Genomic DNA, 25,799 nt, shown 5'->3' with positions numbered 1-25,799 from the left:
ACGTTCTCCAGCGCCGTCATGGGCATGTGCGCCTCCAGCGCGGCGCGCGCCTGCGGGAACAGCTCGGCGAAGCGCCGGTTCCAGGCCGCCACGCGGCCGTCGGCGTCCAGCAGCACGAAGCCGTCGGACATGGATTCGAGCGCCTGGTCCAGCGTGCTCTTGGCATGCAGGGCCTCGCGCCGGCGCAGCCACTGCTCGCGCAGCTGGCTCAGGGCATAGATGGAAACGCCCGCCACCATCAGCATTAGCAGCGCCGCCACGCCGACGATGAGGTTGCGCTCGGTGGCGAAATTCTCCAGCACCTGCGCCATCGGCAGCCCGGCGGTGAGCACCACGTCCGGGTTGAGCGTGGGGCGCAGGGCCACGATGGCATCCTGGCCCAGCAGCCGGCCCCGGCTGCGCTCGGCGATGCCGCGCCCGTCCACGGTGGCCGCCAGCGCGGCCAGGCTGCCGGCCTCGGGCGCGATCTCGGCCCGTGGCGGCACGCTGGCGAGCAGGCCCTGGGTGCGGCTTTCGAGCGTGACCTCCATGCCGTCGGTGCCCGCCCCGTGGGCCAGCAGGCGCGCCACCGAGGCCACCTGCACCTCGGCCACCGCCAGGCCCTGCGTGGCATCGGGCAGGCGCACCACGCGCACGAAGTACATCACCTGCTGCGACGTGCGGGGGCTGAGCGTGGGCGCGGTGACCATCAGTTCGGGCACCGGCTGGCTCATGAGCTGCTGCACGAAGCGCTCCGGCAGCCGCACGGCCTCGGCCTCGAAGGGCACGATGGCGTGGCCATCGGTGCGCAGCACCTGCAGCCGTTCCACCAGCAGGCTGTGGCGCGCCAGCGACTGCATGTTGGACGCCGCGCGCCGGCCGGCGGCGGCGATGTCCTCGCCGCCGGTGGGACGCAGCATGGTGCCGAGGTCGGCCAGCAGCAGGTCAACCGCCAGCAGGTTCTGGTTGATGGCGGCCGTGGAGCCGCCGAGGAAGCGCTCCAGCTGCTCGCGGCCATCCTCGATCGCGCGGCTGCGCATCTCCCACACCGCGAACACCGCCAGGCCGAAGACCACCACGATGAATGCGGCGGCCAGGGCGAATGTGGACGCGGCGAACTGCCGCGGCGGCGAGGTCGGCGCGGTCATGGGGTGCGGACGGGGCCCGCCGAGATCACCGGCGCGATGGTGCGCGACCACAGCCGCACGCAGTCGGGACCGCAGCGCTGCATCCAGTTCGGCAGGATGCTGGCGGTGAGGATCTCCCGCCGGCGCTGGTCGTCGCGGGCGCTGGGATACACGGCCACCATGTTGCCGGGCGTGCCGCCCTCGCAACGGCCGGTGCCGGTGTTGCAGGCGACGGCGGCGTCGGTGTCGCGGATGGACTGGGCCCAGATGCGCTGCTCCAGCTGCTCCAGCTCGTGCGCCAGAAGATCGCGGACGTCCGCCGGCAGCGCGGCCCAGGCATCCGCATTGGCGCCGAAGACGGCCAGGCCCCAGTTGATGGGCATGGTGAACAGCGAGCGCGTGACCTGGTGCAGCCCCAGCGTGTTGCCGGAGGCGCCGCCGGTGATGGCGCAGTCGGTGTTGCCCGAGGCCATGTTGCTCATCAGCGCCGAGAAGGCCGTGGGCACCGGCGTGCCGCCGAGGGCCCGCACGAAGTCGGCCTGCGACCCGCTGGAGACGCGCACGCGCCGGCCCTTGAGGTCGTCCAGGCCGCGCAGGGTGTCGGTGCAGAAGATCACCTGGGCCGGGTAGATGTAGACCGCCAGCATCTTGGTGTTGAAGCGCTCGCGCAGCAGCCTGTCCATCTCGGGCTCGAAGGCCTCGACGACGCGGCGCAGGGTGGCCGCGTCGGCGCTCAGGCCCGCCATGTCGGGCAGGGCCAGCGCGGGGTTCTCGCCCGTCACCTGGCTCAGCAGCACGGTGCCGAAGGGCACCACGCCGGTCTCCAGCAGGGTGAGCATCTTGTTGCCGGGCACGCCGGCCTGGTCGAAGGGCGCGATGGTGGCGGTGACGCGGCCCTGCGTCAGGCGCGGCAGGGTCTGGGTCCAGAACGGCGCCTCGTGCACCGTGTACTGCGCCACGCCGGCCAGCCCCCCCACCACGCGCAACTGCAGCGGGGCCGACTTCGGCCCGGGCACGGGCGCGTCACCGCCTGCCGCGGGCCAGGCGAACACGCCGGCCCAGCACAGCAGCAGGGCCCGGAGCCCCCCGCGCACCGACAGAAAGTGAGTGATTTGCGCAATCAAGCCCCGCATCTTGAAGAGTAATTTGCAATGTTGCAAATTGTGTCTTCCAAGCAGAGCACCCCGGTACGGCTTTCGAACGCTTTAGTTTTCATTTCTGTCATTGACGGACAGACGGGAAAGTCCCGGGCTGCCTACACTGCCTTTTTCGGCATTTTTCCCTGCGGACTATTCATGGACTTTCTGGCCTTGGTGGCCCTGGCCGCGATCGGCCTGCACTTCCTGCGTCGGCGCGACCAGCACGCGCGCATCGCGCTTCTCGGCAGCCGCCTGGCACCCTACCGCATCGAGCCGCAGATGGAGACCCTGCTCGACGGCTACCTGCGCTGGCTCGACGAGGCCGACGTCGACCGGCGCCGACAGATCTGGCAGACGCTGAGCGCCACCGAGCAGTCGCTGGCCGAGCAGTTGCGGCGCTTCGCGGCCGACGTGGCCGGCCTGGAGGCGCCGCTGGCGCAGGTCAGCAAGCTGCCGATGTGGCTGCCCTGGGCGCAGCCGCTGCTGTCGGGCCGGCTGCTGTTCGACGTGCGGCGCGCTTTCGCCATCCATGCGGAGGGCGTGGCCGCGGTGGCGGCCAACGAGCCCGGCCTGGACGACAAGGCGCGGGCCTACATGATGAGCGCCGAGCTGTTGCTCCTGCAGCACACCTGCCACTGGTTCTGCCGCTCGAAGACGGTGGCCGGCGCGCGCCTGCTGGCCCGGCACGGCACGTCGTACACACAAGTGCTGGCCTCGGTGTCGCCGCGCACGCGCGACGCCTATGTGGCGCTGACCGGCCGCTGAAGCGGCGCCCGCCGCGCGGCAGGCCCGCGACGAATCGGAAACTGGGCGTTCTTTGGCCATGCCCGCAAGGCACGTTCGGACAACGCTCGCCGCTCAGAAGGTGTGAATGAATCCGGCGTGGCCGAGCGGGCTGCCAAAACGCGGCCAATCAAGGCGCAAAGCACAGCCATAGCGCGGGCTATGGCGAGCATTTGCAACGCAGAGTGGGCGTGTTTTGGCAGGACGAGCGGGCATGGCGGGTTCGTTCACACCATATCAGACCTTCTCGAGGATCAGCGCGATGCCCTGCCCCACGCCGATGCACATGGTGCACAGCGCATAGCGGCCGCCACCGCGGTGCAGCTGGTTGACCGCCGTGGTCGCCAGGCGCGCACCGCTGGCGCCCAGCGGATGGCCCAGCGCGATGGCGCCGCCGTTGATGTTGACGCGGGCGTCGTCGTCCGACAGGCCGAGCATGCGCAGCACGGCCAGGCCCTGGGCGGCGAAGGCTTCGTTCAATTCGATGACGTCGATCTGCGCCAGCGAGAGGCCCGTCTGCGCCAGCACCTTCTGCGTGGCCGGCGCCGGGCCGATGCCCATGATGCGCGGCGCCACGCCGGCCGTGGCCATGCCGACGATGCGGGCACGCGGCGTCAGGCCGTTCTTCGCAGCAGCCGCCTCGCTGGCGATCAGCAGCGCGCAGGCGCCGTCGTTCACGCCACTGGCGTTGCCGGCCGTCACCGTGCCCTCGGGCTTGACCACGCCCTTGAGCCTGGCGAGCGACTCCAGGCTGGTGTCGCGCGGATGCTCGTCCCTGGCGACCACGATGGCGTCGCCCTTCTTCTGCGGGATGGTCACGGGCACGATCTCGGCCTCGAAGAAGCCGGACTTCTGCGCCGCCACCGCGCGCTGCTGGCTGGCCAGCGCCATGCGGTCCTGCGCCTCGCGCTCGATCTTGAACTGCTCGGCCACGTTCTCGGCCGTCTCGGGCATGGAATCGACGCCGTACTGCGCCTTCATCAGCTTGTTGACGAAGCGCCAGCCGATGGTGGTGTCGTAGACCGCGTTGGCGCGGCTGAAGGCCGACTCGGCCTTGGGCATGACGAAGGGCGCGCGGCTCATGCTCTCCACGCCGCCGGCGATCATCAGCTGCGCCTCGCCGGCCTTGATGGCGCGGGCCGCGCTGCCCACGGCGTCCAGGCCGGAGCCGCACAGGCGGTTGATGGTCGCGCCCGGCACCTCGATGGGCAGGCCGGCCAGCAGCGCGGCCATGCGGGCGACGTTGCGGTTGTCCTCGCCGGCCTGGTTGGCGCAGCCGTAGAGCACGTCGGTCACGGCCTGCCAGTCGACCTTGGCGTTGCGTTCCATGAGCGCCTTGATGGGGATCGCGCCCAGGTCGTCGGTGCGCACGCTGGCGAGCGCGCCGCCGTAGCGGCCGAAGGGGGTGCGGATGGCGTCGCAGATGAAGGCGTCGGTGGTCATGCGGAATGTCTCCTTGGGAATCGGATGGAAAGAGGGGGTGTTCAGTCGGCAGCCGCGTCGTCGGCCATGGGCAGGCCCACCAGCCGTTCGAGTTCCTGCAGCGACAGGCCCGGCACGCGGTCGATGCAGCGCAGGCCCTCGGGTGTGCAGGCCAGCGTCGCCAGGTCGGTGTAGATGCGCTTGACGCAGGCGAGGCCGGTGAGCGGATAGCTGCACTGCGCCACGACCTTGCTGGCGCCCTGCTTGGTCAGCAGGTCCATCATGACCCAGGTCTGCCTGGCGCCGGTCGCCAGGTCCATGGCGCCGCCGACGGCCGGGATGGCGCCGGCCTCGCCGGTGCTCCAGTTGGCCAGGTCGCCGGTGGCGCTGACCTGGAAAGCGCCCAGCACGCAGATGTCGATGTGGCCGCCGCGCATCATGGCGAAGCTGTCGGCATGGTGGAAGTAGGCGCCGCCCGGCAGCAGCGTCACCGGCTGCTTGCCGGCGTTGATGAGGTCGTAGTCCTCCTCGCCCGCGGCCGGCGCCGGGCCCATGCCCAGGATGCCGTTCTCGCTGTGCAGCACGACTTCGCGGCCGGCCGGCAGGTGGTTGGCCACCAGCGTGGGCTGGCCGATGCCCAGGTTGACGACGGCGCCGTCGAAGATGTCCTGCGCCACGCGGGCGGCCAGCTGGTCCTTGGTGCGGCGTTGGTAGTCGGCCATCAGGCCACCTCCTTCTTCTTGAAGCCGCCGGCCTGGGTGGCCGCGCGTTCGATCTTCACGATGCGGCTCACGAAGATGCCGGGCGTGACGATGGCCTCGGGGTCCAGCCTGCCGAGTTCGACGACCTCGTGCACCGTGGCCACGGTCTTCTTCGCGGCCATGGCCATCACGGGGCCGAAGTTGCGCGCGGCCTTGCGGTAGGTCAGGTTGCCCCAGCGGTCGCCCTGCTCGGCCTTGACGAGGGCCAGGTCGCCGTGGATGGGGTACTCCAGCACATAGGGGCGGCCGTCGATGACGCGCGTCTCGCGGCCGGCCGCGAGTTCGGTGCCGTAGCCCGTGGGGCAGAAGAAGGCGCCGATGCCGGCACCGGCGGCGCGGATGCGCTCGGCCAGGTTGCCCTGGGGCACCAGCTCCAGCTCGATCTTGCCGGCGCGGTAGAGGCCGTCGAAGACGTGGCTGTCGGCCTGGCGCGGGAAGCTGCAGATGATCTTGCGCACCCGGCCCGCCTTGAGCAGCGCGGCCAGCCCGGTGTCGCCGTTGCCGGCGTTGTTGTTGACCACCGTGAGGTCGCGCGCACCCTGCGCGATCAGGCCGTCGATCAGCGCGTCGGGAATGCCGGCGGTGCCGAAGCCACCGATCAGCACCGTGGCGCCGTCGGGCGTGCCGTGGAGCGCCTCCGCCACCGAGGCAGCAAGCTTGTCGATCATGCGGGATTCCTTCTCTGGGGACGTTCGCCTTCGCTCGGGCGGACGCAGGTGACGGACGGTCGGCGCAGGAAGAACGCGACGAGGCGCGGCACGAAGCCCACGCGCTTGCACGCCGATTTGTTCGATATACGAACATTTGTTCTTAGAATGAATTCTAGCCCTCTTCATCGACCATGCCCGCCTCTTCCCCCGCCGCCGATGTCCCCGAAGCGCCACGCCCCGGCGACGGCTTCGTGCAGTCCTTCGCCCGCGGGCTGCAGGTCATCCGCTCCTTCAGCGCCAGTGCGCCGCGCCAGACGCTGAGCGAGGTGGCCGCCGCCACCGGCCTCACGCGCGCCGGGGCGCGGCGCATCCTGCTCACGCTGCAGACGCTGGGCTATGTGGACAGCGACGGCCGCTTCTTCTTTCTCACCGCCCGCATCCTGGACCTGGGCTTCGCCTACCTGTCCTCCATGCCGATCTGGAACCGCGCCGAGCCGGTGATGGAATCACTGGTGGCCGAGGTCAAGGAGTCGTGCTCGGCCGCCGTGCTCGAAGGCACCGACGTGGTCTACGTGATGCGGGTGCCGACGCACAAGATCATGCGCATCAACGTCGGCATCGGCTCGCGCCTGCCGGCCTACTGCACCTCGATGGGCCGGGTGCTGCTGGCCGCCCTGCCGGAGGACGAGCTGCAGCGCCGCCTGGCCGCCTCGCCCATCGCGCCGCTCACCCGCCACACGCTGACCGACCCCGAGGCCATCGCCGCGCGCATCGCGCAGGCCCGGCGCCAGGGCTGGTGCCTGGTCAACCAGGAGCTGGAGGAGGGCCTCATCTCCATCGCCGCGCCCGTGACCGACCGCGCCGGCCGCGTGCTGGCCGCGCTCAACGTCAGCGGCCAGGCCAACCGCACCAGTGCCCGCAAGATGCAGGACAGCCTGCTGCCGCCGCTGCTGGAGGCCGCGCGGCGGGTGTCCAGCCTGTTGTAGAGCGCGCTGTCCCGGTGGCGCCGGATTTGATCCAGCGCAAGACAAGCGCCGTGGGCGCCGCCCAGAATCGGCGCGCCATGCAGATCCTCGCCGCGTCCCCACCGAAGCCCGGAACACGCCGCCGCAAGCGGCCCCTTCTGGCGGCCGACGCGCCGGCGGCGCGCCCCAGCCCATCGCCCGCCCGCGGCCGCCCCTGGCCACGCGCGGCCCTGCTGCTCGCGCTGTCGCTGTCGGCCCTGCTGCTCGGCGGCCTGCGGGCCGACGCGGCCGTGGCCGGCCAGGCGCTGGAGGCCGCCCTTGCGCCGGAACGCCCCCTCGGCGAAGTCGACATGCCGGCCGCCGTGCTGGCCGCCTGCCTGGGCGCCGCGCTGCTGCAATGGCGGCGGGCGCGCCACCAGCTGGCCAGCAGCCATGCCGAGCTGCAGCGGCGCCAGCGCGCGCAGCAGGCGGCCGAGCAGCGCCTGAAGCTGCACGCCACCGTGTTCGACAACGCCTACGACGGCATCACCCTGACCGACGCGCAGGGCCGCATCGTCGACGTCAACCCGGCCTTCAGCCGCATCACCGGCTACAGCCGCGCCGAGGTCATCGGCCGCTATCCCAGCATGATGCAGTCCGGCCGCCATGACCGCGCCTTCTACGACGCGATGTGGCGGCGCATCCTGGAGACGGGCAACTGGAACGGCGAGATCTGGAACCGCAACAAGCAGGGCGAGGTGTACCCCGAGCTGCTGTCCATCTCCGCCATCCGCGACGCGCAGGGCGAGGTCAGCAACTTCGTGGCCGTGTTCGCCGACATCCGCCACCTCAAGGCGCAGGAGAAGCAGCTCGCACGCCTGGCCTACTACGACGCGCTGACCGGCCTGCCCAACCGCGTGCTGCTGGCCGACCGGCTGCAGCAGGCCGTGGCCCGCGCCCGGCACCGCGGCACCGCGCTGGCCGTCTGCTACATGGACCTGGACGGCTTCAAGCCCGTCAACGACCACCACGGCCATGCCGCCGGCGACCTGGCGCTGGTGCAGGTGGCGCGCAGCCTGCAGGCGGCCCTGCAGCCCGAGGACACCGTCGCCCGCACCGGTGGCGACGAGTTCGTGCTGCTGGTCGAGCGCGCCGACACCGCCGGCTGCCGCACCATGCTGCACCAGGTGGTGGACGCCGCGGCACGGCCGGTCGCCGTGGGCGGCAGCCTGCTCACGCTCACCGCCAGCATCGGCGTGACCTTCTTCCCGCACGACGCCGCCGAGCCGGAAACACTGCTGCGCCATGCCGACCAGGCCATGTACCGCGCCAAGCAGTCCGGCGGCGGCCGCTTCCACGTATTCGACGCCGACGACGACCGCCATGCGCGCGACGTGGGCCACCATGCCCAGCGCCTGCGCCGCGCCATCCAGGCCGGCGAACTGGTGCTGCATTACCAGCCCAAGGTGGACATGCGCCGCGGCCGGGTGCTGGGCGCCGAGGCGCTGGTCCGCTGGCAGCATCCCGAGCGCGGCCTGCTGCCGCCCGCCGCCTTCCTGCCGCTGCTGGAGGACGACGCCCTCACCATCGAGCTCGGCGACTGGGTGATCGACCAGGCCCTGGCCCAGGCCGGCGCGTGGGCCAGGACGGGGCTGCGCCTGCCGGTGTCGGTGAACGTGGCCAGCGTGCAGCTGCAGTCGCCCGACTTCGTGCGCAAGCTGGGCATGGCGCTGGCGCGCCATCCCGACGCCGCCGGCCTGCTCGGCCTGGAGGTGCTGGAGACCACCAGCCTGGACGACCTGGTCAAGGCCTCCACGGTCATCGAATGCTGCCGCGCAATGGACGTGGAGGTGGCCATCGACGACTTCGGCACCGGCTATTCCTCGCTGACCTACCTCAAGCGGCTGCCGGCGCGCACCATCAAGCTCGACCAGAGCTTCGTGCGCGACATGCTGGAAGACAGCGACAACCTGGTGATCGCCCACAGCGTGATCGGCCTGGCCCTGGCGCTGGAGCGGCAGGTGGTGGCCGAGGGCGTGGAGAGCGAGGCCCATGGCCGCCTGCTGCTGCAGCTGGGCTGCGACCAGGCGCAGGGCTACGGCGTGGCGCGGCCGATGCCCGCCGCCGACCTGCCGGCATGGGTGGGCCAGTGGCAGCCCCCCGCCGCCTGGCGCCACTGCGCCGCCCTGCAGTGGGGCGAGGACGTCTACCCGCTGCTGCTGGCCGAGGTGCAGGCGCGCAGCCACATGCAGCAGATGCGCCACGTGCTGCGCCATGGTGCCCGAGCGGCCGGCGCGCCCCCGTCGCCGCCGCTGCCGCCCCAGGTCGAGCAGGGCCTGCCCATGTCGGCTGCGACCACCTCGCGGCTGCAGGCGCTGGCGCGGCTGCGCGCCCGCCATGCCGCCATGCAGACCCAGAGCGACGCCGTCGGCCGCGCCATCGCGGGCGGCCGCGGCGAGGAGGCGCTGGCCCTCGGCCCCGCGCTGTATGCGGCGCATGCGGAACTGCTGCAGGCCCTGGCCGCGCTGCAGTTCGCGCTGGCGGTGCCGTCGCCGACGCGGCAGGTGCTGCCCGAGGCCGCGCGCCTGAGCGCCTGAGCGCCTGAGCGTCCGGGGCCCGGCGCCGCGTCAGGGGCGCTCGAAGAGCAGCACCGCGTTGGAGCCGCCGAAGGCGAAGGAGCTGCTGATGGCGGCCCGCAGGGCCGGCGCCTCGGCGCCGCCGGCGGGCACCAGGTTCAGGCCGCAGGCCGGATCGGGCTGGTCGGCATGCGCGTTGGGCGGCAGCCGGCCGTTCTGCAGTGCCAGCACCGTCACCACCGCCTCCAGCGCGCCCGCGGCGCCCAGCAGGTGGCCGTGCAGGGCCTTAGTCGAACTGACCTGCAGCCCGGGCAGCTGCGCGCCCCACACCTCGGCCAGGGCCTGGGCCTCCACCGCGTCGCCGATGCGCGTGGCGGTGCCGTGGGCATTGCAGTAGCCGACGTCGGCGGGCGTCAGGCCGGCGGTGCGCAGGGCGGCGCGCAGGGCGCGGGCCTGGCCGGGCGCATCGGGCTTGGTCAGGTGCGTGGCGTCGCAGCTGTGGCCCCAGCCGCTCAGCAGTGCATGCACCGCGGCGCCGCGCGCGCGGGCACGCTCGGCCGACTCCAGCACCAGGAAGGCCGCGCCTTCGCCCAGGGCGAAGCCGGCGCGGTCGGCGGCGAAGGGCCGCACCGCGCGCGATTCCTCGCCGGCCGCCACCGGCGCCAGCGTCTGCATGGCCTGCCAGGCCAGCACCACGCCGGGCACGATCAGCGCCTCGCTGCCGCCGGCGATGGCCACGTCGACCTCGCCGCGCTGCACCGCCTTGGCCGCCTCGGCAATGGCCACGGCCGACGAGGCACAGGCCACGGAATAGGTGAACACCGGCCCGCGCGCATTCAGCCGCATCGCCACCTGCGACGCCGGCGCGTTGGGCATGAAGGCGGGAATGGTCAGCGGCGGCACGCGGCCGTTGCCGCGGTAGGCGGCCTCCAGCGCGGTGGCGCCGCCCATGCCGCAGCCGCCGAACACGCCGACGCGCTCGGGCTCGGCACCGCCCAGCGTGCCCGCGTCGCGCACGGCCATCTCGGCCGCCGCCACCGCCAGCTGGCTGACCCGGTCCACGCCGGGCAGCTGCAGCTTGGTGAACCAGCGCGCCTCGTCGAAGGCGACCGTGGCCGCCGCGGCCGGCTTGGGCAGCTCGGGGAACACCGGCCGGATGGCCGATTCCCCGCGCATCAGCGCCGCGAACATGGCCCGGGCGTCGTCGCCGTGCGGCGAGACGACACCCAGCCCGGTGACGGCGACCTGGGCCAGCGTCACGAGGCCGCTGCCTTGGTCGCCGCCTCGGCGCGCGCCTTGTCCACGGCCGCCGCCAGGCCGGCCAGGGTTTCGATGCTCGGATCGGGATCGGGCATGGAGATCTTGAAGCGGTCCTCGATCTCGAACAGGAATTCCACCAGCGCCAGCGAATCGAGGCCCTTGTCGCGCATGGACTCGTTCGGGTCCAGCGTCGCAGGGTCGATGCCGTATTTTTCCTGGATCAGATCCTGCAGTTCCTTCAGGGAGCTCATGTTTCTCGCTTCGTTATCACTGTCAGTTTCATGATAGCCGCTGGGCCGGGAGGGCTTCTCCGGGCAGGGGGCCCGACGACACCTCGCCCGCCTCCCGCCAGCGCCACCGCAGCGCGGCGGCGGCGAACGCACCCCCGAGCAGCACGCCGCCCAGCACGTCGAGCGCGACGTGCTGCCGCGTCGCCAGCGTGGACCAGGCGATGGCCACCACCCACAGCAGGTTCAGCACACGCAGCAGGGCCGGCGCGCCGGCACGCTGCAGCAGGTGCTCGATCCATACCGCGGTGAAGACCGAGATGGCCACGTGCATCGACGGGCAGGCATTGCCGGCCGCATCGATGCCCTCCAGCAGCGCGAAGCCCGGCGCGTCGGCACGGTTCAGGGGCAGCGGCGGAATCTGCGTCGGCCACAGGTAGAAGATCAGCAGCCCCGCCGCGCACAGCGCCGCCGCCCACAGGCCGTAGACCAGCAGCGGCATGAAGCCCCGGATCAGTCCCGGCGCGATGCCCACGTAGAGCCACAGGGACAGGTAGGGCACCAGGGCGACCGGCGAGAACGGCACCCAGGCATCCAGCCAGGTCAGCGGCATCACCGTCACCGGATGGGCCGGGTGGCGCAGCAGGTGGAAGTAGCCGATGAAGAACACCCACACCCAAGCGGTGGTGCCGACGATCTTGAGCAGTGCGCGTTCGCGCATTCGGGTGCCCAGGTCTTGGGCCCAGGGGGGCAGGTTGGACATCGAAACCGCTGAAGTGCGAAAAGCGAAAGGGGGCGATCTTGCACTAAAGAAGCGACACCACCCCGTTTGGACTTCCTCACTGCGTGTGGAAGTCCCATCCCCCTCGAGGGGCGCACCGGCGGCCGGGCCAAGCCCGTTCCGCGGGAGCACGGGCGCGCGAGGCCGCGGCCGGGTGCTAACCTCGCCCGGATGTTCAATCCCACCCAGGAAGACGTGCGCCGCTTCTTCTGCGCCGTCTATGCCAAGCACCGCGCCGGCCAGCCGATGGAAGCGCTGGAGATCATCGCCGCCGAGTGGATCGTGCAGCATCCCGAATACCACGCCGACCTGGCCGATGCCGACGCCGCCGTGGCCCGCGTCTACGACGGCAAGGACGGCCGCGAGAACCCGTTCCTGCACCTGTCGATGCACCTGTCGATCAGCGAGCAGTGCTCCATCGACCAGCCGCGCGGCATCCGCCAGGCGGTGGAGCTGCTGGCGGCGCGCCGCGGCTCGCTGCTGGAGGCGCACCACGAGGCCATGGAATGCCTGGGCCGCATGATGTGGGAGAGCCAGCGCGCCGGCCGTCCCCCTGATGGCCATGCCTACGTGGACTGCGTCCAGCGCAGAGCGACGAAGTGAAGCTCCCCCCATGCCGCTTCGCGGCTCCCCCCTCTCTGGCGCCTTCGGCTTGGAGGGGGGCGCACCCCGAGGCCTGGCGAAGCCAGTTCCTCGGGTGCCCTGGCATGGCCTGCTCCGCGGCCAGCTGATCAAAAAAACGCCTCTTCTAAAACGAGACACCCATGCATAGCAAACGCCATTTCCTCACCACCTCCGCCGCCCTCGCCGCGAGCACGCTGCTGCCCGGCCTGGCCGGTGCGCAGGCCGGCTTTCCCTCGCGGCCGATCCGCATCGTGGTCCCGAATGCCGCGGGCGGCGGTGCCGACCTGACGGCACGCGCCGTGGGCCAGGCCATCGCCGGGCCGCTGGGCCAGGCCGTGGTGATCGACAACAAGCCCAGCGCCGGCGGCATCGTGGCCGGCGAGACGGTGGCCCGCGCCGAGCCCGACGGCCACACGCTGCTGCTGATCTCCAGCGGCTCCGCCGTGAGCGCCGCGCTGTTCAAGACCCTGCCCTTCGACACGCTGAAGGACTTCGCGCCCATCTCGCTGCTGGCCACCTTCGACCTGGTGATCGCCGTGGCCGAGAACGGCCGCTTCAAGACCCTGCCCGAGCTGGTGAGCTGGGCCAAGGCCAACCCCGGCAAGCTCAACATCGGCACGCCGCAGATCGGCACCACGCAGAACCTGGCGGCCGAGATGTTCAAGCTGACGGCCGGCATCGACGCCCAGGTGGTGCCCTTCAACGGCACGCCGCCGGTGGTGACGGCCGTGCGCGGCGGGGAGATCGACGCCATGGTCGACATCCTCGGCCCGCTGGTGACGCAGATCTCCGGCAAGACGCTGCGCGCCCTGGCGGTGCTGGGCAAGGACCGCGCGCCCCAGCTGCCCGACGTGCCCGCCGCCCGCGAGACCGGCCCGGCCTTCGCGCAGATGAACCTGAGCTCCTGGAACGGCCTGGCCGCGCCCGCCAAGACGCCGCCGGCGGTGGTGGAGCGGCTGAGCAGGGTCGTGCAGGCCGCCCTGGCGAAGCCCGAGCTGGTGCAGCGTCTGCGCGAGCTGAACCTGACGGCGCGCAGCAGCACGCCGCAGCAGGCGCGCGACTTCCTCGCCGCGGACATCCAGCGCTGGAGCGAGGTGATCGCGAAAGCCAGAATCCAGAAGCTCTGAGACCCGCGCCTGCCGACCCCCGGCTCGCAGGTGCGCGCGCCGCCGCCGCCCGCATGGCATGTGCGGGAATTGCGGCCGGCCACTGGCGCCTTAGCGACAGCATGGCCTAACATCCGGCGCTTTCCAGCCAGCCGTCAACCGATTGCGCTGCCGATCGGTTGAATCCTTCGTGCCGATGACACTCCTGCCCCACCTTTCGTCCCGCCTCGGTGCGCGCGTGCGCCCGGTGGTCCTCGGCCTGGCCGCGCTGATGGGCGCGGGCGCCGCGCTGGCGCAGTCGCCGGTGGCGCTCGCCGTCCCCGCGCCCTCGCCCGCCTACCTGGCGGCGCAGGCGCGCTGGAAGTCGTCGCTGGAGGCCTTCGAGAAGGCGGACAAGGCCGCCCTGCCCGCCCAGGGCGGCGTGCTCTTCGTCGGCAGCTCCACGGTGCGCATGTGGACCAACCTGGCGCAGGACTTCCGCAACTGGCCGGTGGTCATCAACCGCGGCTTCGGCGGCTCCACCATGGCCGACTGCAGCCTTTTCGTGCGCGACCTGGTGGTGCGCTACAAGCCCAGCCACGTGCTGGTGTATGCCGGCGACAACGACCTGGCCGAGGGCCGCACGCCCTTCCAGGTGCTCGAAGACTTCGCCCTCTTCGTCAACACGGTGCAGAGCGAGCTGCCGGACACGCGCATCAGCTACATCTCGATCAAGCCCAGCCCCTCACGGGCCCACCTGCTGCCCAAGATCCGCGAGACCAACGACATCATCGCGGCCTACCTGCGCACCCAGGCCAAGTCGGACTTCATCGACATCTACACGCCCATGCTGGGCGCCGACGGCCAGCCGCGCGCCGAGCTCTTCCTGCCCGACCGGCTGCACATGACCGAGGCCGGCTACCGCGTCTGGCATTCGGTGATTGCCAGCCATGTGCAGCCGGCGCCGGGTGCGCAGGCGGCAACGGCGCCGGCCCCGGCGCAGCCGCTTCCGGCAGTGCCCGCCACGGGCACCGTCAGCACGGCCAGCCGGCCGCACTGAGAGCGTGTGAAGGGCCTGCGCCGCGCCGACCGGCTCGGCGGCGCTCAGGTCAGGCCCGCGGAACCCGTCGGTGTGGCGGCCTCCAGGGCCGCAGGCGGCTCCGGCGGCTGCACCGTCTCTTCCGGCGGCGCGGCATCCGCGTTCTGCGTGTAGCGGGCGACCGCCCACATCCACGCCAGCACCACCGCCAGCAGCAGCGTGTCGGCCCACCAGGGGCGCGAGGTCTGGCTGTCGCCGAAGATGGCCAGCACCGTCAGCACAGCCACCAGGTGCGCGCAGAAGGCCGGCAGCGAGGCCCGGCCCAGCGTCTCCAGCCAGCGCACGCGAGGCAGCCAGCGGGCCCAGGTCGGGCCGAAGCGGATGGCCACGATGCCCAGGGCCATCAGGTTGAGCAGCCGCAGCGGGCCCAGCTGCCACTTGTCCACCCACAGGTTGCGCGCGATGTCGGCGCCGAAGGGCGCCTGTCCGTGCTCGCCGAAGTGGCGCCAGTACAGCCCGACCAGTGCGACCGCGACCGCCGGCGCCACCACCGCCCAGTGCAGCCGCAGGGGCCGCGCCTGCGGCGCGCTGCGCGTGAAGCCCAGCCACAGGCCGCCGAACCACAGGAACTGCCAGGCATAGGCATTGAAGGCGCCCATTTCGTTGAAAGGCACCGGCAGCCCGGTCAGGGCGAAGGCCCAGCCGTAGACCCATTCGCTCAGCCCGTGCTGCGCCGCCGCCCACAGCGCGGCGCTCGCCACCATCACCGCCGGCCAGCCCCAGCGCTGGTGGCGCAGCGCGAAGGCCAGCACCCAGGGGCTGAGCAGCATGAAGAAGATGTACATCGGCAGGATGTCCAGCAGCGCCGGCTCGTAGATGAGCAGCAGACCGAACACGAAACCTTCGCCCGGCTGCGCCAGGTACCAGGAGACGAGATTGGTCACCGCCGGCTGCATGCGCCGGATGCCCAGCGCCGTGATGACGGTGAACAGAAAGAGCAGCAGCGCCGCATGCGCCAGGTAGATCTTGAGCACGCGCCGCCAGAAGGCGCTGCGCATGGATTCCACGCCGTCGCGCCGGGCGTAGCGGCTGTAGACCAGCCCGGCCATGAAGGCCGACAGCAGCACGAAGCCCTCGGCCGCCGACACCCAGCCGAAGGGCTGGCCCAGCGGGTCGGTGAAATGGGTGGGCAGGTGGGTGACGGTCATCAGCACGAGCATCAGCCCGCGCAAGGCGTCGATTTCCCAGTGGCGTTTCATGAAGGATGGCGGCAGGCAGGCGGGCCTGAAGCAGAACGGCTGACTGCCACCCACACGCACGGCCTGCGAACGAGGGCGCGATTGTAGGAGGCGGCCGATTCTGCGGCGGCTTCGCCACGCACATCCGCTAACCTGCCAGGTGCTTTCGGAGTCAGAGAGAACAGAGATGACACTTGCACGACACCTTCCGTCCGTGGCCGCCCTGCTGGCGGCCGGGCTGACGGCCCTGGGCGCCCAGGCCCTGCAGATCGCCAACCTGTCGCCCCAGGGCGAAGTGGCGCAGGTGCGACAGGTGGTGGCCAGCTTCGACCAGCCGGCGGTGCGCTTCGGCGACGCCCAGGCGCCCGCGCCGCTCACCGTCGGCTGCGACAACGCGCAAGCCGCCCGCGGCAGCGGCCGCTGGACCAGCGACCGCCGCTGGGTCTGGACCTTCGAGGACGACCTGCCCGCCGGCGTGCGCTGCACCGCCACGCGCGTCGCCAACTTCAAGTCGCCCGCCGGCGATGCGCTGGCCGGCCCGCAGAGCTACAGCTTCAACACCGGCGGCCCGGCCGTGCGCCGGCACTGGCCGAGCTACGGCAAGATCGACGAGGAACAGCTCTTCCTGCTGCAGCTGACCGGACCGGCGACGCCGCAGAGCCTGCAGGCCAACGTGTGGTGCGCGGCCGACGACATCGGGGAGCGCATCCCGGTCAAGCTGGTCGACGGCGACCAGCGCGCGGCGCTGCTCAAGGCCCGCGGCGTCGAGAGCCTGGCGAAGAAGGAACCCGAGCGCTTCGTCGCACTGCTGTGCAACCGCACGCTCACGCCCGGAAGCCGGGTACAGCTGGTCTACGGCAAGGGCGTGGCCACGCCCTCGGGCGTCGCCAACTCGGTGGAAAAGCGCTTCTCCTTCGAAGTGCGCGAGCCCTTCGCCGTTAGCTTCAGCTGCGAACGCGAGAACGCGCAGGCCGCCTGCCTGCCGCTGCGGCCGATGACGCTGAGCTTCAACGCGCCGGTCACCCGCAAGCTGGCCGGCCAGATCGAGGCGAAGGGCGGCGGCAAGACCATCAAGCCGGTGCTGGAGGACAACGGCGGCGGCGACGATGCGGTGGTCGATTCGGTGACCCTGCCCGCGCCCTTCCCCGAGCGGACCGAATTCACCGTCTCCCTGCCGCGCGGCTTCCAGGACGCCTCCGGCCGCACGCTGGGCCAGGAGGACGGCTTTCCGATGAAGACCGCCACCGGCGCCATGCCGCCGCTGGCCAAGTTCGCCGCCTCGCCCTTCGGCGTGGTCGAGCGCCTGGCCGAGCCGAACGGCGTGGCGCTGATGCCGGTGACCGTGCGCCGCGTGGAGCCCGCCCTGCGCGTGGAGGCGCTGACGCCCGGCAAGGTGAGCGACCTCAATCCGCAGACCGACGCCGAGATCATCGCCTGGTACCGCAAGGTGCAGCGCTACGACCAGACCACCGTGGCGCGCGACCAGGCGCGCAAGGACAGCCGGGCCCCGCTGCCGCCGGTGGTGGACCGCGACAACGCCAAGCGCGTCGAGACGCGCGCCGTCTCGCTGCTGGCCAACCAGACCGGCGCCCGCCAGCTGGACATGCCCAAGTCCGATGCCAGCGACGACCGGCCCTTCGAGGTGGTCGGCATTCCGCTCACGCCCGGCTTCCACGTCCTGGAGATCGCCTCGCGCAAGCTGGGCGAGGCGCTGCTGAACGAGGAATACGGCGCCAACCGCACGATGTACGTGCGCACCACGGCGCTCGCCACCAACCTGGCCGTGCATTTCAAGCTGGGCCGCGAGAACAGCCTGGCCTGGGTCACGACGCTGGACAAGGGCAAGCCGGTGGCCAACGCGCAGGTGCGCGTGTCGGACTGCCGCGGCAAGGAAGTGGCCAGCGACCGCACCGATGCCAACGGCCTGGCGCGCCTGGCCAACGTGCCGGCCGAGCCGACGAGTTGCTCGGACGCCGACGACTACTACAGCGAGGCCGCCTGGTTCGTCAGCGCCCGCGCCAAGGACGACAAGGGCGTGGAAGACCTGGCCTTCGTCTGGAGCAATTGGCAGCGCGGCATCGAGCCCTGGCGCTTCAACGTGCCCACCAGCCTGGACCCGCGACCCGACGTGGTGGCCCACACCATCCTGGACCGGGCGCTGCTGCGCGCCGGCGAGACGGTGTCGATGAAGCACCTGATCCGCACGCAGACGGCCCAGGGCTTCGGCCTGCCGAAGGACCGGCCCGCGCAGCTGGTCATCACGCACGTGGGCAGCGGGCAGGAGTTCACGCAGCCCGTCAACTGGCGCGCCACCGGCACCGGCGGCCTGAGCGCGGAGAACAGCTTCCAGGTGCCGCCTGCGGCCAAGCTGGGCGTCTACCAGATCGAGCTGCGCGGCGGCCCGCCCGGTGCCAAGCGCGACGAGGACGAAGGCGGCAGCAGCAGCTCGGCCAGCTATTCGACCGGCCAGTTCCGCGTCGAGGAATTCCGCCTGCCGGTGCTCGAAGGCCGCGTGGCGCCCGCCGACAACAAGCCGCTGGTCGCGGTCACCAGCCTGCCGGTGGCGGTGCAGGTCAACTACGTTTCCGGCGGGCCGGCCACCAACCTGCGGGTGCGCGTGTCGGCCATGGTGCGCGGCATGGTGCCGAACTACCCGGACTTCGACGGCTTCAGCTTTTCGCCGCCGCGCAAGGCGGAAGAGCGCTCGTCCAGCAGCGACGAGGAGCAGCCCGAGTCCACACAGGACACCCGCGTCGTGGCCGACAAGCTGCCGCTGACGCTGGACCGCAGCGGCGCCGGCCGCGTCACCGTCGACAAGCTGCCCGCCACGGCCGACACCGGCCCGCGCGAGCTGCTGCTCGAAGCCAGCTATGCCGACCCCAACGGCGAGGTGCAGACGCTGCGCAGCACGCGCACGCTGTGGCCGGCGGCGGTGGTCGCCGGCATCAAGACCGAAGGCTGGGTCTCCACCGACCGGCAGTTGCGCTTCCAGGCCCTGGCGCTGGACCTGGCGGGCAAGCCGCAGCCCAATGCCAAGATCAAGGTCGAGGCCGTGGCCCGCATCACCACCACCAGCCGCAAGCGCATGGTGGGCGGCTTCTACACCTACGACAACAAGACCGAGGTCAAGCCGCTGGGCACCGTCTGCAGCGGCCAGAGCGACAGCCGCGGCCTGCTGCTGTGCGAGACGCAGATCAAGGAGGCCGGCGAGGTCGAGCTGGTCGCCACCGCCACCGACGGCGAAGGCCGCGCGAGCCGCGCCGCCGGCTCGGTGTGGGTGACCAAGCAGGGCGAACTGTGGTTCGGCGGCGAGGACAACGACCGCATCGACGTGCTGCCCGAGAAGAAGAACTACCAGCCCGGCGAGGTCGCCAAGTTCCAGGTGCGCAGCCCCTTCCGCTTTGCCACCGCGCTGGTGTCGGTGGAGCGCGAGGGCGTGCTCGACACCCAGGTGGTGCAGCTCAACGGGCAGGACCCCACCGTGAGCCTGACGATCAAGCCAGAGTGGGGCCCCAACGTGTACGTCAGCGTGCTGGCCCTGCGCGGCCGGCTGCGCGAGGTGCCGTGGTATTCCTTCTTCAGCTGGGGCTGGAAGGCGCCGCGCGAATGGTGGACGGCCTTCTGGGTCGAGGGCCGCGAGTACGTGGCGCCGACGGCGATGGTGGACCTGTCCAAGCCGGCCTACCGCCTGGGCGTGGCCGAGATCCGCGTCGGCACCGAGGCGCACCGCCTGGACGTGAAGGTGGCCACCGACCAGCCCAAGTACACCGTGCGCGGCAAGGCGCAGGTCACCATCACCGCCCGCCTGCCGGGCGGCAAGCCGGCGGCGGGCGCCGAGGTGGCACTGGCCGCGGTCGACCAGGCGCTGCTGGAGCTGATGCCCAACGACAGCTGGAAGCTGCTGGAAGCCATGCTGCAGCGACGCAGCTGGGGCGTGTCGACCTCGACCGCGCAGATGGAGATCGTCGGCCGCCGGCACTACGGCAAGAAGGCCGTGCCCGCGGGCGGCGGCGGCGGCAAGGCCGCCACGCGCGAACTGCTGGACACGCTGCTGCTGTGGAACCCGCGCGTGGTGCTCAACGCCAACGGCCAGGCCACGGTGACGGTGCCGCTCAACGATGCGCTCACCACCTTCCGCATCGTCGCCGTGGCCGACTCGGGCACGAATCTGTTCGGCACCGGCGAGGCCACCATCCAGAGCACGCAGGACCTGCAGATCATCAGCGGCCTGCCGCCCCTGGTGCGCGAGGAGGACCAGTACCGCGCCCAGTTCACGCTGCGCAACACCACGGCCAAACCGATGAAGGTCGAAGTGCAGCCGCGCGCCACGCTGCTGACGCTGGAACCGCGCACGGTGGACATCCCGGCCGGCGAGTCGCGCGAGCTGGCCTGGGACGTGACCGCGCCCGCGCAGCTCGGCCAGACACGGGCCGAGGCCATCCTGTGGGAGATCGAGGCCAGGGACGTGTCGGGCAACGCCCGCGACGCGCTCAAGGCCAGCCAGCGCATCCTGCCCGCCGTGCCGGTGACGGTGCAGCAGGCCACGCTGGCGCAGGTCGATGGGATGTTCACGCTCGACGTGCAGGCGCCGCCCGGCGCCCTGCCCGGCCGCGGCGGCATCCAGCTGGCGCTGCAGCCGCGCCTGGCCGAGGGCCTGCCGGGCGTGCGCGACTGGTTCGCCCGCTATCCCTTCGCCTGCCTGGAGCAGAAGACCAGCAAGTCCATCGGCCTGCGCGACGGCAAGCTGTGGCAGTCGGTGGCGGCGCAGATTCCCGGCTACCTCGACGGTGACGGCCTGGCCAGCTACTTCCCGCCGCAGGGCGGCGACGCCAACCGCGGCAGCGACATCCTGACCAGCTACCTGCTGGCCGCGACCAACGAAGCGGCGGGCATCGACCCCGCCTTCGCCCTGCCCGACGCGGTACGCACGCCAATGGAGAACGGCCTGATCGCCTTCGTCGAAGGCCGCATCCAGCGCGACTTCTGGAGCCCGCGCAAGGACCTGGACGTGCGCAAGCTGGCCGCGCTGGAGGCGCTGTCGCGCTACGGCCGCGCCACCGGCGCCATGACGGGCAGCCTGACCATCGCGCCCAACCAGTGGCCCACCAGCGGCGTGATCGACTGGATCAACGTGCTGCGCCGCGTGAAGGACGTGCCCCAGCGCGAGCAGCGCCTGCGCGAGGCCGACCAGGTGCTGCGCGCGCGCCTCTCCTACCAGGGCACCAAGCTGATCTTCAGCACCGAGCAGGACGACTACTGGTGGTGGCTGATGGCGGGCGGCGACGTCAACACCGCGCGCCTGCTGCTCACCGTGATGGACGACCCGGCCTGGAAGGACGACCTGGGCCGCATCGCGGCCGGCTTCATCGGCCGGCAGCAGCGCGGCGCCTGGGCCACGACCACGGCCAACCTGTGGGGCGGCCTGGCGCTGGAGAAGTTCAGCCGCGCCTTCGAGAGCGCGCCCGTGACCGGCGTCACCGGCGCCACGCTAGGCGACGCCAAGGCACAGGTGGACTGGGCTCGCGTCGAGCGCGTGAAGGCCAGCGACCCCACCGGCGCGCCGCACCAGGCCAGCGCCATCGGCGCTCCGGCCGCCGCCGGCATGCTGCGCAACAACACCATGAGCCTGCCCTGGCCGGCCGGCGAGGGCCGCGGCACGCTGCTGGTCACCCAGCAGGGCAGCGGCCGGCCGTGGCTCACGGTGCAGTCGATGGCCGCCGTGCCGCTGAAGGCGCCGGTGGCCGCGGGCTACAGCATCAAGAAGACCATCACGCCGGTCGAGCAGGCCACCGCCGGCCGCTACAGCCGGGGCGACGTGCTGCGCGTGGCGCTGGAGGTGAACGCCAGCACCGACATGACCTGGGTGGTGATCAGCGACCCGATCCCGGGCGGCGCCACCATCCTGGGCAGCGGGCTGGGCCGCGATTCGCAGATCGCGACGCAGGGCGAGAAGTCGGCCTCGGGCCGCGCCGCGCCGGCCTTCGAGGAGCGCAGCTTCGAGGCCTTCCGCAGCTACTACGAGTACTTGCCCAAGGGCGTGGTGAAGATGGAGTACACCGTGCGCCTGAACAACGCGGGCGACTTCGCGCTGCCGCCCAGCCGGGTCGAGGCGATGTACGCGCCGGAGATGTACGGCATGCTGCCGAATGCGCGGGTGAAGGTGGAGGCGAAGCCGTGAGCGCCCATCCCGCCCCTGCGCAGCACGTCCGGCACGACATCAGGCGAGTGCGGAGGACCTTTTCATGACCATCGAGCTGGAACGCGACCAGCGCCAGGAGGCCGTGGCCTCCATCGAGCGCTATTTCGCCGAGAACATGGAAGAGCGCATCGGCAACATCGCCGCCGGCGCCCTGCTCAACTTCTTCCTGGAGGAGATCGGCCCGCTGGTCTACAACCAGGCGGTGGCCGAAGTGCAGGAGCGCCTTGGCCGGCGCGTCGCCGAGATCGACCTGGAGGTGCACGAGGACCCGTTCACCTACTGGCAGAAGCAGGGCAAGCCCAGGCGCAAGTAGGCGAAAAACAAGGGAAAAGGGGCGCGCTGGGATAATCCGCGCCCACCATGTCGCTCCTGCCCCACCAGCTCGAACTGCTCTCCCCTGCCCGCGACGCCGACATCGGCATCGAGGCCATCAACCACGGCGCCGATGCCGTCTACATCGGCGGCCCGGCCTTCGGCGCACGGGCCGGCGCGGGCAACGACATGCAGGGGCTGGAGCGGCTGATCCGCCATGCGCACCGCTTCGGCAGCCGCATCTTCATCACGCTCAACACCATCCTGCGCGACGACGAGCTCGAAGCCGCGCGCCGCATGGCCTGGCAGGTGTACGAGGCCGGGGCCGATGCACTCATCATCCAGGACATGGGCCTGCTGGAGCTTCAACTCCCGCCCATCCAGCTGCACGCCAGCACGCAGACCGACATCCGCACGCCCGAGAAGGCGCGCTTCCTGCAGGACGCCGGCCTGTCGCAGATCGTGCTGGCGCGGGAGCTGACGGTGCAGCAGATTGCGGCCGTGCGCGCCGCCACCGACCCCGGCCGCTGCACCATCGAGTTCTTCATCCACGGCGCGCTGTGCGTGGCCTACAGCGGCCAGTGCTTCATCAGCCATGCCCACACCGGCCGCAGCGCCAACCGCGGCGACTGCTCGCAGGCCTGCCGCCTGCCCTACCAGGTGCTGGACGACGCCGGCCGCTTCGTGGCGCACGACAAGCACGTGCTGTCGATGAAGGACAACAACCAGTCCGACAACCTGCGCGTGCTGATCGACGCCGGCGTGCGCAGCTTCAAGATCGAAGGCCGCTACAAGGACATGGCCTATGTCAAGAACATCACGGCCCACTACCGCCGCCTGCTGGACGAGATCATCGAAGAGCGCGAAGGCGGCGCCGCGCCGCTGGCCCGTGCGTCGAGCGGCAGCACCCGCTTCTTCTTCACGCCCGACCCCGAGCAGAACTTCAACCGCGAGTTCACCGACTATTTCGTCAACGGCCGCCAGCAGGACATCGGCGCCTTCGACACGCCCAAGAACCCCGGTCGCGCCATCGGCTGGGTGACGCAGACCGGCCCCAACTGGTTCGAGCTGGAGACCGCCGACCACGCCGCCGTGCTGCACAACGGCGACGGCCTGTGCTACTACGACCTGCAGCGCGAGCTGGTGGGCGTGGCCATCAACCGCGCCGAGGCGGTGGGCAAGCCGGGCGCGGGCAAGTGGCGCGTGTTTCCCAAGGACCCGATGGAAGGCTTCAAGGACCTGCGCCGCGGCACCGAGCTCAACCGCAACCGCGACATGGACTGGGTGCGCATGCTCGAGAAGAAGTCGAGCGAGCGCCGCATCGGCCTGTGGGCGCACCTGGCCGAGACGCCGAAGGGCTTTGCGCTGACGCTGACCGACGAGGACGGCTTCGTCGGCGCCGCCGACATCGCCATGCCGCACGAGCCTGCCAGCGATGCCGCCAAGGCCGAGGCCAGCCTGCGCGAGCAGCTGGGCCGCTTCGGCAACACCGTGTTCGACCTCATCGACCTGCAACTGGCGCTGTCGAAGCCGTGGTTCGTGCCGGCCTCGCAGCTCAATGCGCTGCGGCGCGAGGCGGTGGCGGCGCTGGAGGGGGCGCGCGCCGCGGGCTTCCAGCGCCTGCCGCGCGCGCAGCCGGTGGAGCCGCCCGTGCCCTACCCCGAGGATTCGCTGAGCTACCTGGCCAACGTCTTCAACCAGAAGGCCCACGACTTCTACGCCCGCCACGGCGTGAAGGTGATCGACGCCGCCTACGAGAGCCAGGAAGAGGAAGGCGAGGTGAGCCTGATGATCACCAAGCACTGCGTGCGCTTCTCGCTGAGCCTGTGCCCCAAGCAGGCCAAGGGCGTGATCGGCGTCAAGGGCACCATCAAGGCCGAGCCGCTGCACCTGGTCAACGGCAAGGAGAAGCTCACGCTGCGCTTCGACTGCAAGCCCTGCGAGATGCACGTGGTGGGCCGCATGAAGCGCTCCGTGCTGCAGCAGCACCGCAAGGAGATGGAGGCGGTGCCGATGCAGTTCTACCGCACGCGGCCGGTGGCGGGCGCGTAGGCGCGGCTCACAGCCGCTGCGTCGGAATGCCCGGGGGCGGGCGCAGCGCCGAGCGCGGCTTGCGCGGCGCGGGCAGGTCCGGCGGCAGCGCGTCGATCTCCGCGTCGCTCAGGTGAGCGAGGCCCGGTGCCTCGGGCGGCTGCACCGCATCCAGCGGCGGCGCGACACCGGGGCCTGCGGTGGGCGGCCATGCCGCTTCCGGCGCAGGCGCGGGTGTTGGTGGGATGGGTGTCGGCACGATCCAGCCGTAGGCCGCCAGCGCGGTGCGCAGGAATTCGCGCAACTCCGCCGCCTGCCGGTCCGAGCGCTCGGCCTGCTCGCGCAGGTGGAACTCCAGTTCCACCTGCAGCGCCTGCTGCACGCTCTGCGGCATGCGCTGCTGCTCCTGCCGCAGCGCGGCGAGCTGCGGCGCCAGGCGCGCCTCGACCACGTCGGCCGCCGAGACCAGCAGCCGGCGCCAGCAGAGGGCGAGCACCAGGGCCGCGCCGAGGGCGCCGCCTGCCGCCACGGCCGCCATGGCCGAGGCGATGACCAGCCATTCGTCGATGCTCATGCGCGGCCTCCCTGCGGCTGGTCGTCGGCGGCTTCCCACTGGCGCATCAGTTCCAGCGGCACCCAGTCGGCCACCTCGCTGAAGCGGCGGCCCACCATGCGCTCGGCCTGGCGCAGCAGCGTCGGGATGGGGCTGCTGGGCTCCTGCAGCTCGAACCATTCGCGCGCCTGGCGGATGGCGTCGAGCGCGTCCTCGCGCGTGAGCATGGGCCGCTCGGTCCACACCGGGACCGGGCCATGCGGCATGGCTGCGGCCATCGCGGGTGCGACGGCGGCCGGGGCCGGGGGCTCCGGCGGCGCCAGGGCCTCGAGCTCCTCGGCGGCGGGCACGAACAGGCCGAGCAGCCGCAGCAGCGGCCCGAGGTCCGGCGCATGGTCGCCCAGCGCGGTGCGGCACCATTGGGCGACGCCCTGCGCATGGCGCGCCGCGGCGGTCAGCTGGTGCACCGGCGCGTCGGGATTGCCGCGGGCCGCCCGGCGCAGCGCGGCCAGTTGCCGACGCACCGATTCGGGCGTGCGCGCGTCCTCCGGCCGCGGCACGGCGAAGGCGCGCTCCACGTCGCGCACCCTGAGCCGCACGCCCGCGCCGTCGTCGACGGCGATGTCGCGCACGTCGCCCATCAGGCCCTCCGGGTCTGCCAGCGCCGCGAGCGCATTGGCACGCACCGCGGGGTCGGACTCGCCGTCGACCGTCGGCTGCGGATGGATGGCGTCGGGCCAGGCGCGCAGGGCCTGCACCAGCATGTCCAGCCCCTGCAGCAGTCCACCCGCCTGCCCCAGCCGCGTGCGGGCGCGGGTCAGGCAGACGAGCAGGTGCAGGTCCTTGGTGCGCAGCAGCAGGCGCCGGCAGTCGCGCTCCACCTCGGCCCAGTTGGGCCCTTCGGGCACGTCGACGAAGCGGCCGTACTGCGCCTCACCGCGCGGCTGCAGGCGCGTCCACAGCATGGCGTACTCGGGGTCGTACTCCAGGTTGGGCCCGCAGGGGTCGGTGTCGCTGATGGGGAGGAGCCAGTCGGCGGGGGGGTGGATGGGCTGGCGCGGCGCGGGCG

General features: G+C 71.7%; 20 protein-coding genes. 9 read left to right on the top strand and 11 right to left on the bottom strand.

All coding sequences use genetic code 11. The features are described from left to right. Both NS331_RS01795 and NS331_RS01790 read right to left on the bottom strand, forming a co-directional pair. Positions 1-1,127: PAS-domain containing protein (locus NS331_RS01795; RefSeq protein ID WP_153012706.1), on the bottom strand; the 1,127-nt coding region annotated here is incomplete at its 3' end. Beyond that, on the bottom strand, positions 1,124-2,230 hold the full coding sequence (locus NS331_RS01790; protein WP_242873618.1) for a TRAP transporter substrate-binding protein: 1,107 nt from the start codon (positions 2,228-2,230) through the stop codon (positions 1,124-1,126). The genes NS331_RS01790 and NS331_RS01795, both read right to left, overlap by 4 nt. A gap of 171 nt (positions 2,231-2,401) precedes the next feature. Between NS331_RS01790 and NS331_RS01785 the strand changes: the two genes are divergently transcribed. After that, positions 2,402-3,010 carry a hypothetical protein gene (locus NS331_RS01785; RefSeq protein ID WP_058640312.1) on the top strand — a complete coding sequence of 203 codons (609 nt, stop codon included), beginning with the start codon at positions 2,402-2,404 and terminating at the stop codon, positions 3,008-3,010. Positions 3,011-3,265: 255 nt separating this feature from the next. Here the strand turns inward: NS331_RS01785 and pcaF are convergent, their stop codons facing one another. From pcaF to NS331_RS01770, 3 genes are read right to left on the bottom strand one after another with little or no spacing between them, the layout of a single operon-like run. Then, positions 3,266-4,471: a 3-oxoadipyl-CoA thiolase gene (pcaF, locus tag NS331_RS01780; RefSeq protein WP_058640311.1), complete on the bottom strand. Its 1,206-nt coding sequence runs from the start codon at positions 4,469-4,471 to the stop codon at positions 3,266-3,268. 41 nt (positions 4,472-4,512) lie between these two features. Continuing rightward, positions 4,513-5,172, bottom strand: a complete 660-nt coding sequence (locus NS331_RS01775; protein ID WP_058640310.1) for a 3-oxoacid CoA-transferase subunit B — start codon at positions 5,170-5,172, stop codon at positions 4,513-4,515. Then, on the bottom strand, positions 5,172-5,879 hold the full coding sequence (locus NS331_RS01770) for a 3-oxoacid CoA-transferase subunit A (RefSeq protein ID WP_058640309.1): 708 nt from the start codon (positions 5,877-5,879) through the stop codon (positions 5,172-5,174). The genes NS331_RS01775 and NS331_RS01770 overlap by 1 nt, the downstream gene beginning before the upstream one ends. A 173-nt stretch (positions 5,880-6,052) precedes the next feature. On the opposite strand from NS331_RS01770, the gene NS331_RS01765 reads away from it, so the two are divergent. Continuing rightward, on the top strand, positions 6,053-6,847 hold the full coding sequence (locus tag NS331_RS01765; RefSeq protein ID WP_058640308.1) for an IclR family transcriptional regulator domain-containing protein: 795 nt from the start codon (positions 6,053-6,055) through the stop codon (positions 6,845-6,847). Between the two features lie 77 nt (positions 6,848-6,924). After that, complete coding sequence (locus tag NS331_RS01760) at positions 6,925-9,402, top strand: putative bifunctional diguanylate cyclase/phosphodiesterase (protein ID WP_153012705.1); 2,478 nt, start codon at positions 6,925-6,927, stop codon at positions 9,400-9,402. A 30-nt stretch (positions 9,403-9,432) separates the two neighbouring features. Here NS331_RS01760 and NS331_RS01755 read toward each other — a convergent pair whose 3' ends face one another. From NS331_RS01755 to NS331_RS01745, 3 genes are read right to left on the bottom strand one after another with little or no spacing between them, the layout of a single operon-like run. Next, positions 9,433-10,641 (bottom strand): beta-ketoacyl-[acyl-carrier-protein] synthase family protein, encoded by a 1,209-nt coding sequence (locus NS331_RS01755; protein WP_153012704.1) that lies wholly within the window; start codon positions 10,639-10,641, stop codon positions 9,433-9,435. Further along, positions 10,638-10,892 (bottom strand): acyl carrier protein, encoded by a 255-nt coding sequence (locus NS331_RS01750; protein WP_058640306.1) that lies wholly within the window; start codon positions 10,890-10,892, stop codon positions 10,638-10,640. Before NS331_RS01750 ends, NS331_RS01755 begins: the two co-directional genes overlap by 4 nt. Before the next feature lie 28 nt (positions 10,893-10,920). Next, positions 10,921-11,631, bottom strand: coding sequence for a phosphatase PAP2 family protein (locus tag NS331_RS01745; RefSeq protein ID WP_082702191.1), 711 nt, complete (start codon positions 11,629-11,631; stop codon positions 10,921-10,923). A gap of 189 nt (positions 11,632-11,820) precedes the next feature. Here NS331_RS01745 and NS331_RS01740 point away from each other — a divergent pair, with 189 nt between their 5' ends. The 3 genes from NS331_RS01740 to NS331_RS01730 all read left to right on the top strand — a co-directional run bounded on the left by NS331_RS01740 (position 11,821) and on the right by NS331_RS01730 (position 14,418). After that, positions 11,821-12,252: a DUF1841 family protein gene (locus NS331_RS01740; protein WP_058640305.1), complete on the top strand. Its 432-nt coding sequence runs from the start codon at positions 11,821-11,823 to the stop codon at positions 12,250-12,252. 161 nt (positions 12,253-12,413) lie between these two features. After that, complete coding sequence (locus NS331_RS01735; RefSeq protein ID WP_058640304.1) at positions 12,414-13,400, top strand: Bug family tripartite tricarboxylate transporter substrate binding protein; 987 nt, start codon at positions 12,414-12,416, stop codon at positions 13,398-13,400. Positions 13,401-13,575: 175 nt separating this feature from the next. Next, positions 13,576-14,418, top strand: a complete 843-nt coding sequence (locus NS331_RS01730; protein ID WP_082702190.1) for an SGNH/GDSL hydrolase family protein — start codon at positions 13,576-13,578, stop codon at positions 14,416-14,418. A 44-nt stretch (positions 14,419-14,462) separates the two neighbouring features. On the opposite strand, the gene opgC is transcribed toward NS331_RS01730, so the two are convergent. Beyond that, positions 14,463-15,656, bottom strand: coding sequence for an OpgC domain-containing protein (gene opgC / locus NS331_RS01725; protein WP_058640303.1), 1,194 nt, complete (start codon positions 15,654-15,656; stop codon positions 14,463-14,465). A 166-nt stretch (positions 15,657-15,822) separates the two neighbouring features. On the opposite strand from opgC, the gene NS331_RS01720 reads away from it, so the two are divergent. The 3 genes from NS331_RS01720 to NS331_RS01710 all read left to right on the top strand — a co-directional run bounded on the left by NS331_RS01720 (position 15,823) and on the right by NS331_RS01710 (position 24,198). Then, positions 15,823-21,813, top strand: a complete 5,991-nt coding sequence (locus tag NS331_RS01720; protein WP_058640302.1) for an alpha-2-macroglobulin family protein — start codon at positions 15,823-15,825, stop codon at positions 21,811-21,813. 64 nt (positions 21,814-21,877) lie between these two features. Continuing rightward, entirely contained in the window at positions 21,878-22,147 is a 270-nt protein-coding gene (locus NS331_RS01715) for a DUF2164 domain-containing protein (protein ID WP_058640301.1), read from the top strand. A gap of 47 nt (positions 22,148-22,194) precedes the next feature. Further along, positions 22,195-24,198, top strand: coding sequence for a peptidase U32 family protein (locus NS331_RS01710; protein WP_058640300.1), 2,004 nt, complete (start codon positions 22,195-22,197; stop codon positions 24,196-24,198). A 7-nt stretch (positions 24,199-24,205) separates the two neighbouring features. Here NS331_RS01710 and NS331_RS01705 read toward each other — a convergent pair whose 3' ends face one another. Together NS331_RS01705 and NS331_RS01700 are read right to left on the bottom strand one after the other, a co-directional pair. Next, a complete protein-coding gene (locus tag NS331_RS01705; RefSeq protein WP_058640299.1) occupies positions 24,206-24,751 on the bottom strand; it encodes a hypothetical protein in 546 nt (181 codons plus the stop codon). Then, positions 24,748-25,799 (bottom strand): type VI secretion system ImpA family N-terminal domain-containing protein (locus NS331_RS01700; RefSeq protein WP_058640298.1); only part of this gene is annotated, 1,052 nt, incomplete at its 5' end. The genes NS331_RS01705 and NS331_RS01700, both read right to left, overlap by 4 nt.

It is taken from the genome of Pseudacidovorax intermedius, assembly GCF_001476815.1.
In the GTDB taxonomy this organism is placed as follows: Bacteria; Pseudomonadota; Gammaproteobacteria; order Burkholderiales; family Burkholderiaceae_C; genus Xenophilus; species Xenophilus intermedius_A.
This window is presented reverse-complemented; position numbering and strand designations above follow the sequence as displayed.

Coding starts and splice junctions, on each gene's coding strand:
- NS331_RS01745 (WP_082702191.1), bottom strand. CDS start 11,631: ATGTCCAACCTGCCCCCCTGGGCCCAAGACCTGGGCACCCGAATGCGC.
- NS331_RS01750 (WP_058640306.1), bottom strand. CDS start 10,892: ATGAGCTCCCTGAAGGAACTGCAGGATCTGATCCAGGAAAAATACGGC.
- NS331_RS01730 (WP_082702190.1), top strand. CDS start 13,576: ATGACACTCCTGCCCCACCTTTCGTCCCGCCTCGGTGCGCGCGTGCGC.
- NS331_RS01710 (WP_058640300.1), top strand. CDS start 22,195: ATGTCGCTCCTGCCCCACCAGCTCGAACTGCTCTCCCCTGCCCGCGAC.
- NS331_RS01775 (WP_058640310.1), bottom strand. CDS start 5,172: ATGGCCGACTACCAACGCCGCACCAAGGACCAGCTGGCCGCCCGCGTG.
- NS331_RS01740 (WP_058640305.1), top strand. CDS start 11,821: ATGTTCAATCCCACCCAGGAAGACGTGCGCCGCTTCTTCTGCGCCGTC.
- opgC (WP_058640303.1), bottom strand. CDS start 15,656: ATGAAACGCCACTGGGAAATCGACGCCTTGCGCGGGCTGATGCTCGTG.
- NS331_RS01770 (WP_058640309.1), bottom strand. CDS start 5,879: ATGATCGACAAGCTTGCTGCCTCGGTGGCGGAGGCGCTCCACGGCACG.
- NS331_RS01705 (WP_058640299.1), bottom strand. CDS start 24,751: ATGAGCATCGACGAATGGCTGGTCATCGCCTCGGCCATGGCGGCCGTG.
- NS331_RS01785 (WP_058640312.1), top strand. CDS start 2,402: ATGGACTTTCTGGCCTTGGTGGCCCTGGCCGCGATCGGCCTGCACTTC.
- NS331_RS01735 (WP_058640304.1), top strand. CDS start 12,414: ATGCATAGCAAACGCCATTTCCTCACCACCTCCGCCGCCCTCGCCGCG.
- pcaF (WP_058640311.1), bottom strand. CDS start 4,471: ATGACCACCGACGCCTTCATCTGCGACGCCATCCGCACCCCCTTCGGC.
- NS331_RS01765 (WP_058640308.1), top strand. CDS start 6,053: ATGCCCGCCTCTTCCCCCGCCGCCGATGTCCCCGAAGCGCCACGCCCC.
- NS331_RS01715 (WP_058640301.1), top strand. CDS start 21,878: ATGACCATCGAGCTGGAACGCGACCAGCGCCAGGAGGCCGTGGCCTCC.
- NS331_RS01760 (WP_153012705.1), top strand. CDS start 6,925: ATGCAGATCCTCGCCGCGTCCCCACCGAAGCCCGGAACACGCCGCCGC.
- NS331_RS01720 (WP_058640302.1), top strand. CDS start 15,823: ATGACACTTGCACGACACCTTCCGTCCGTGGCCGCCCTGCTGGCGGCC.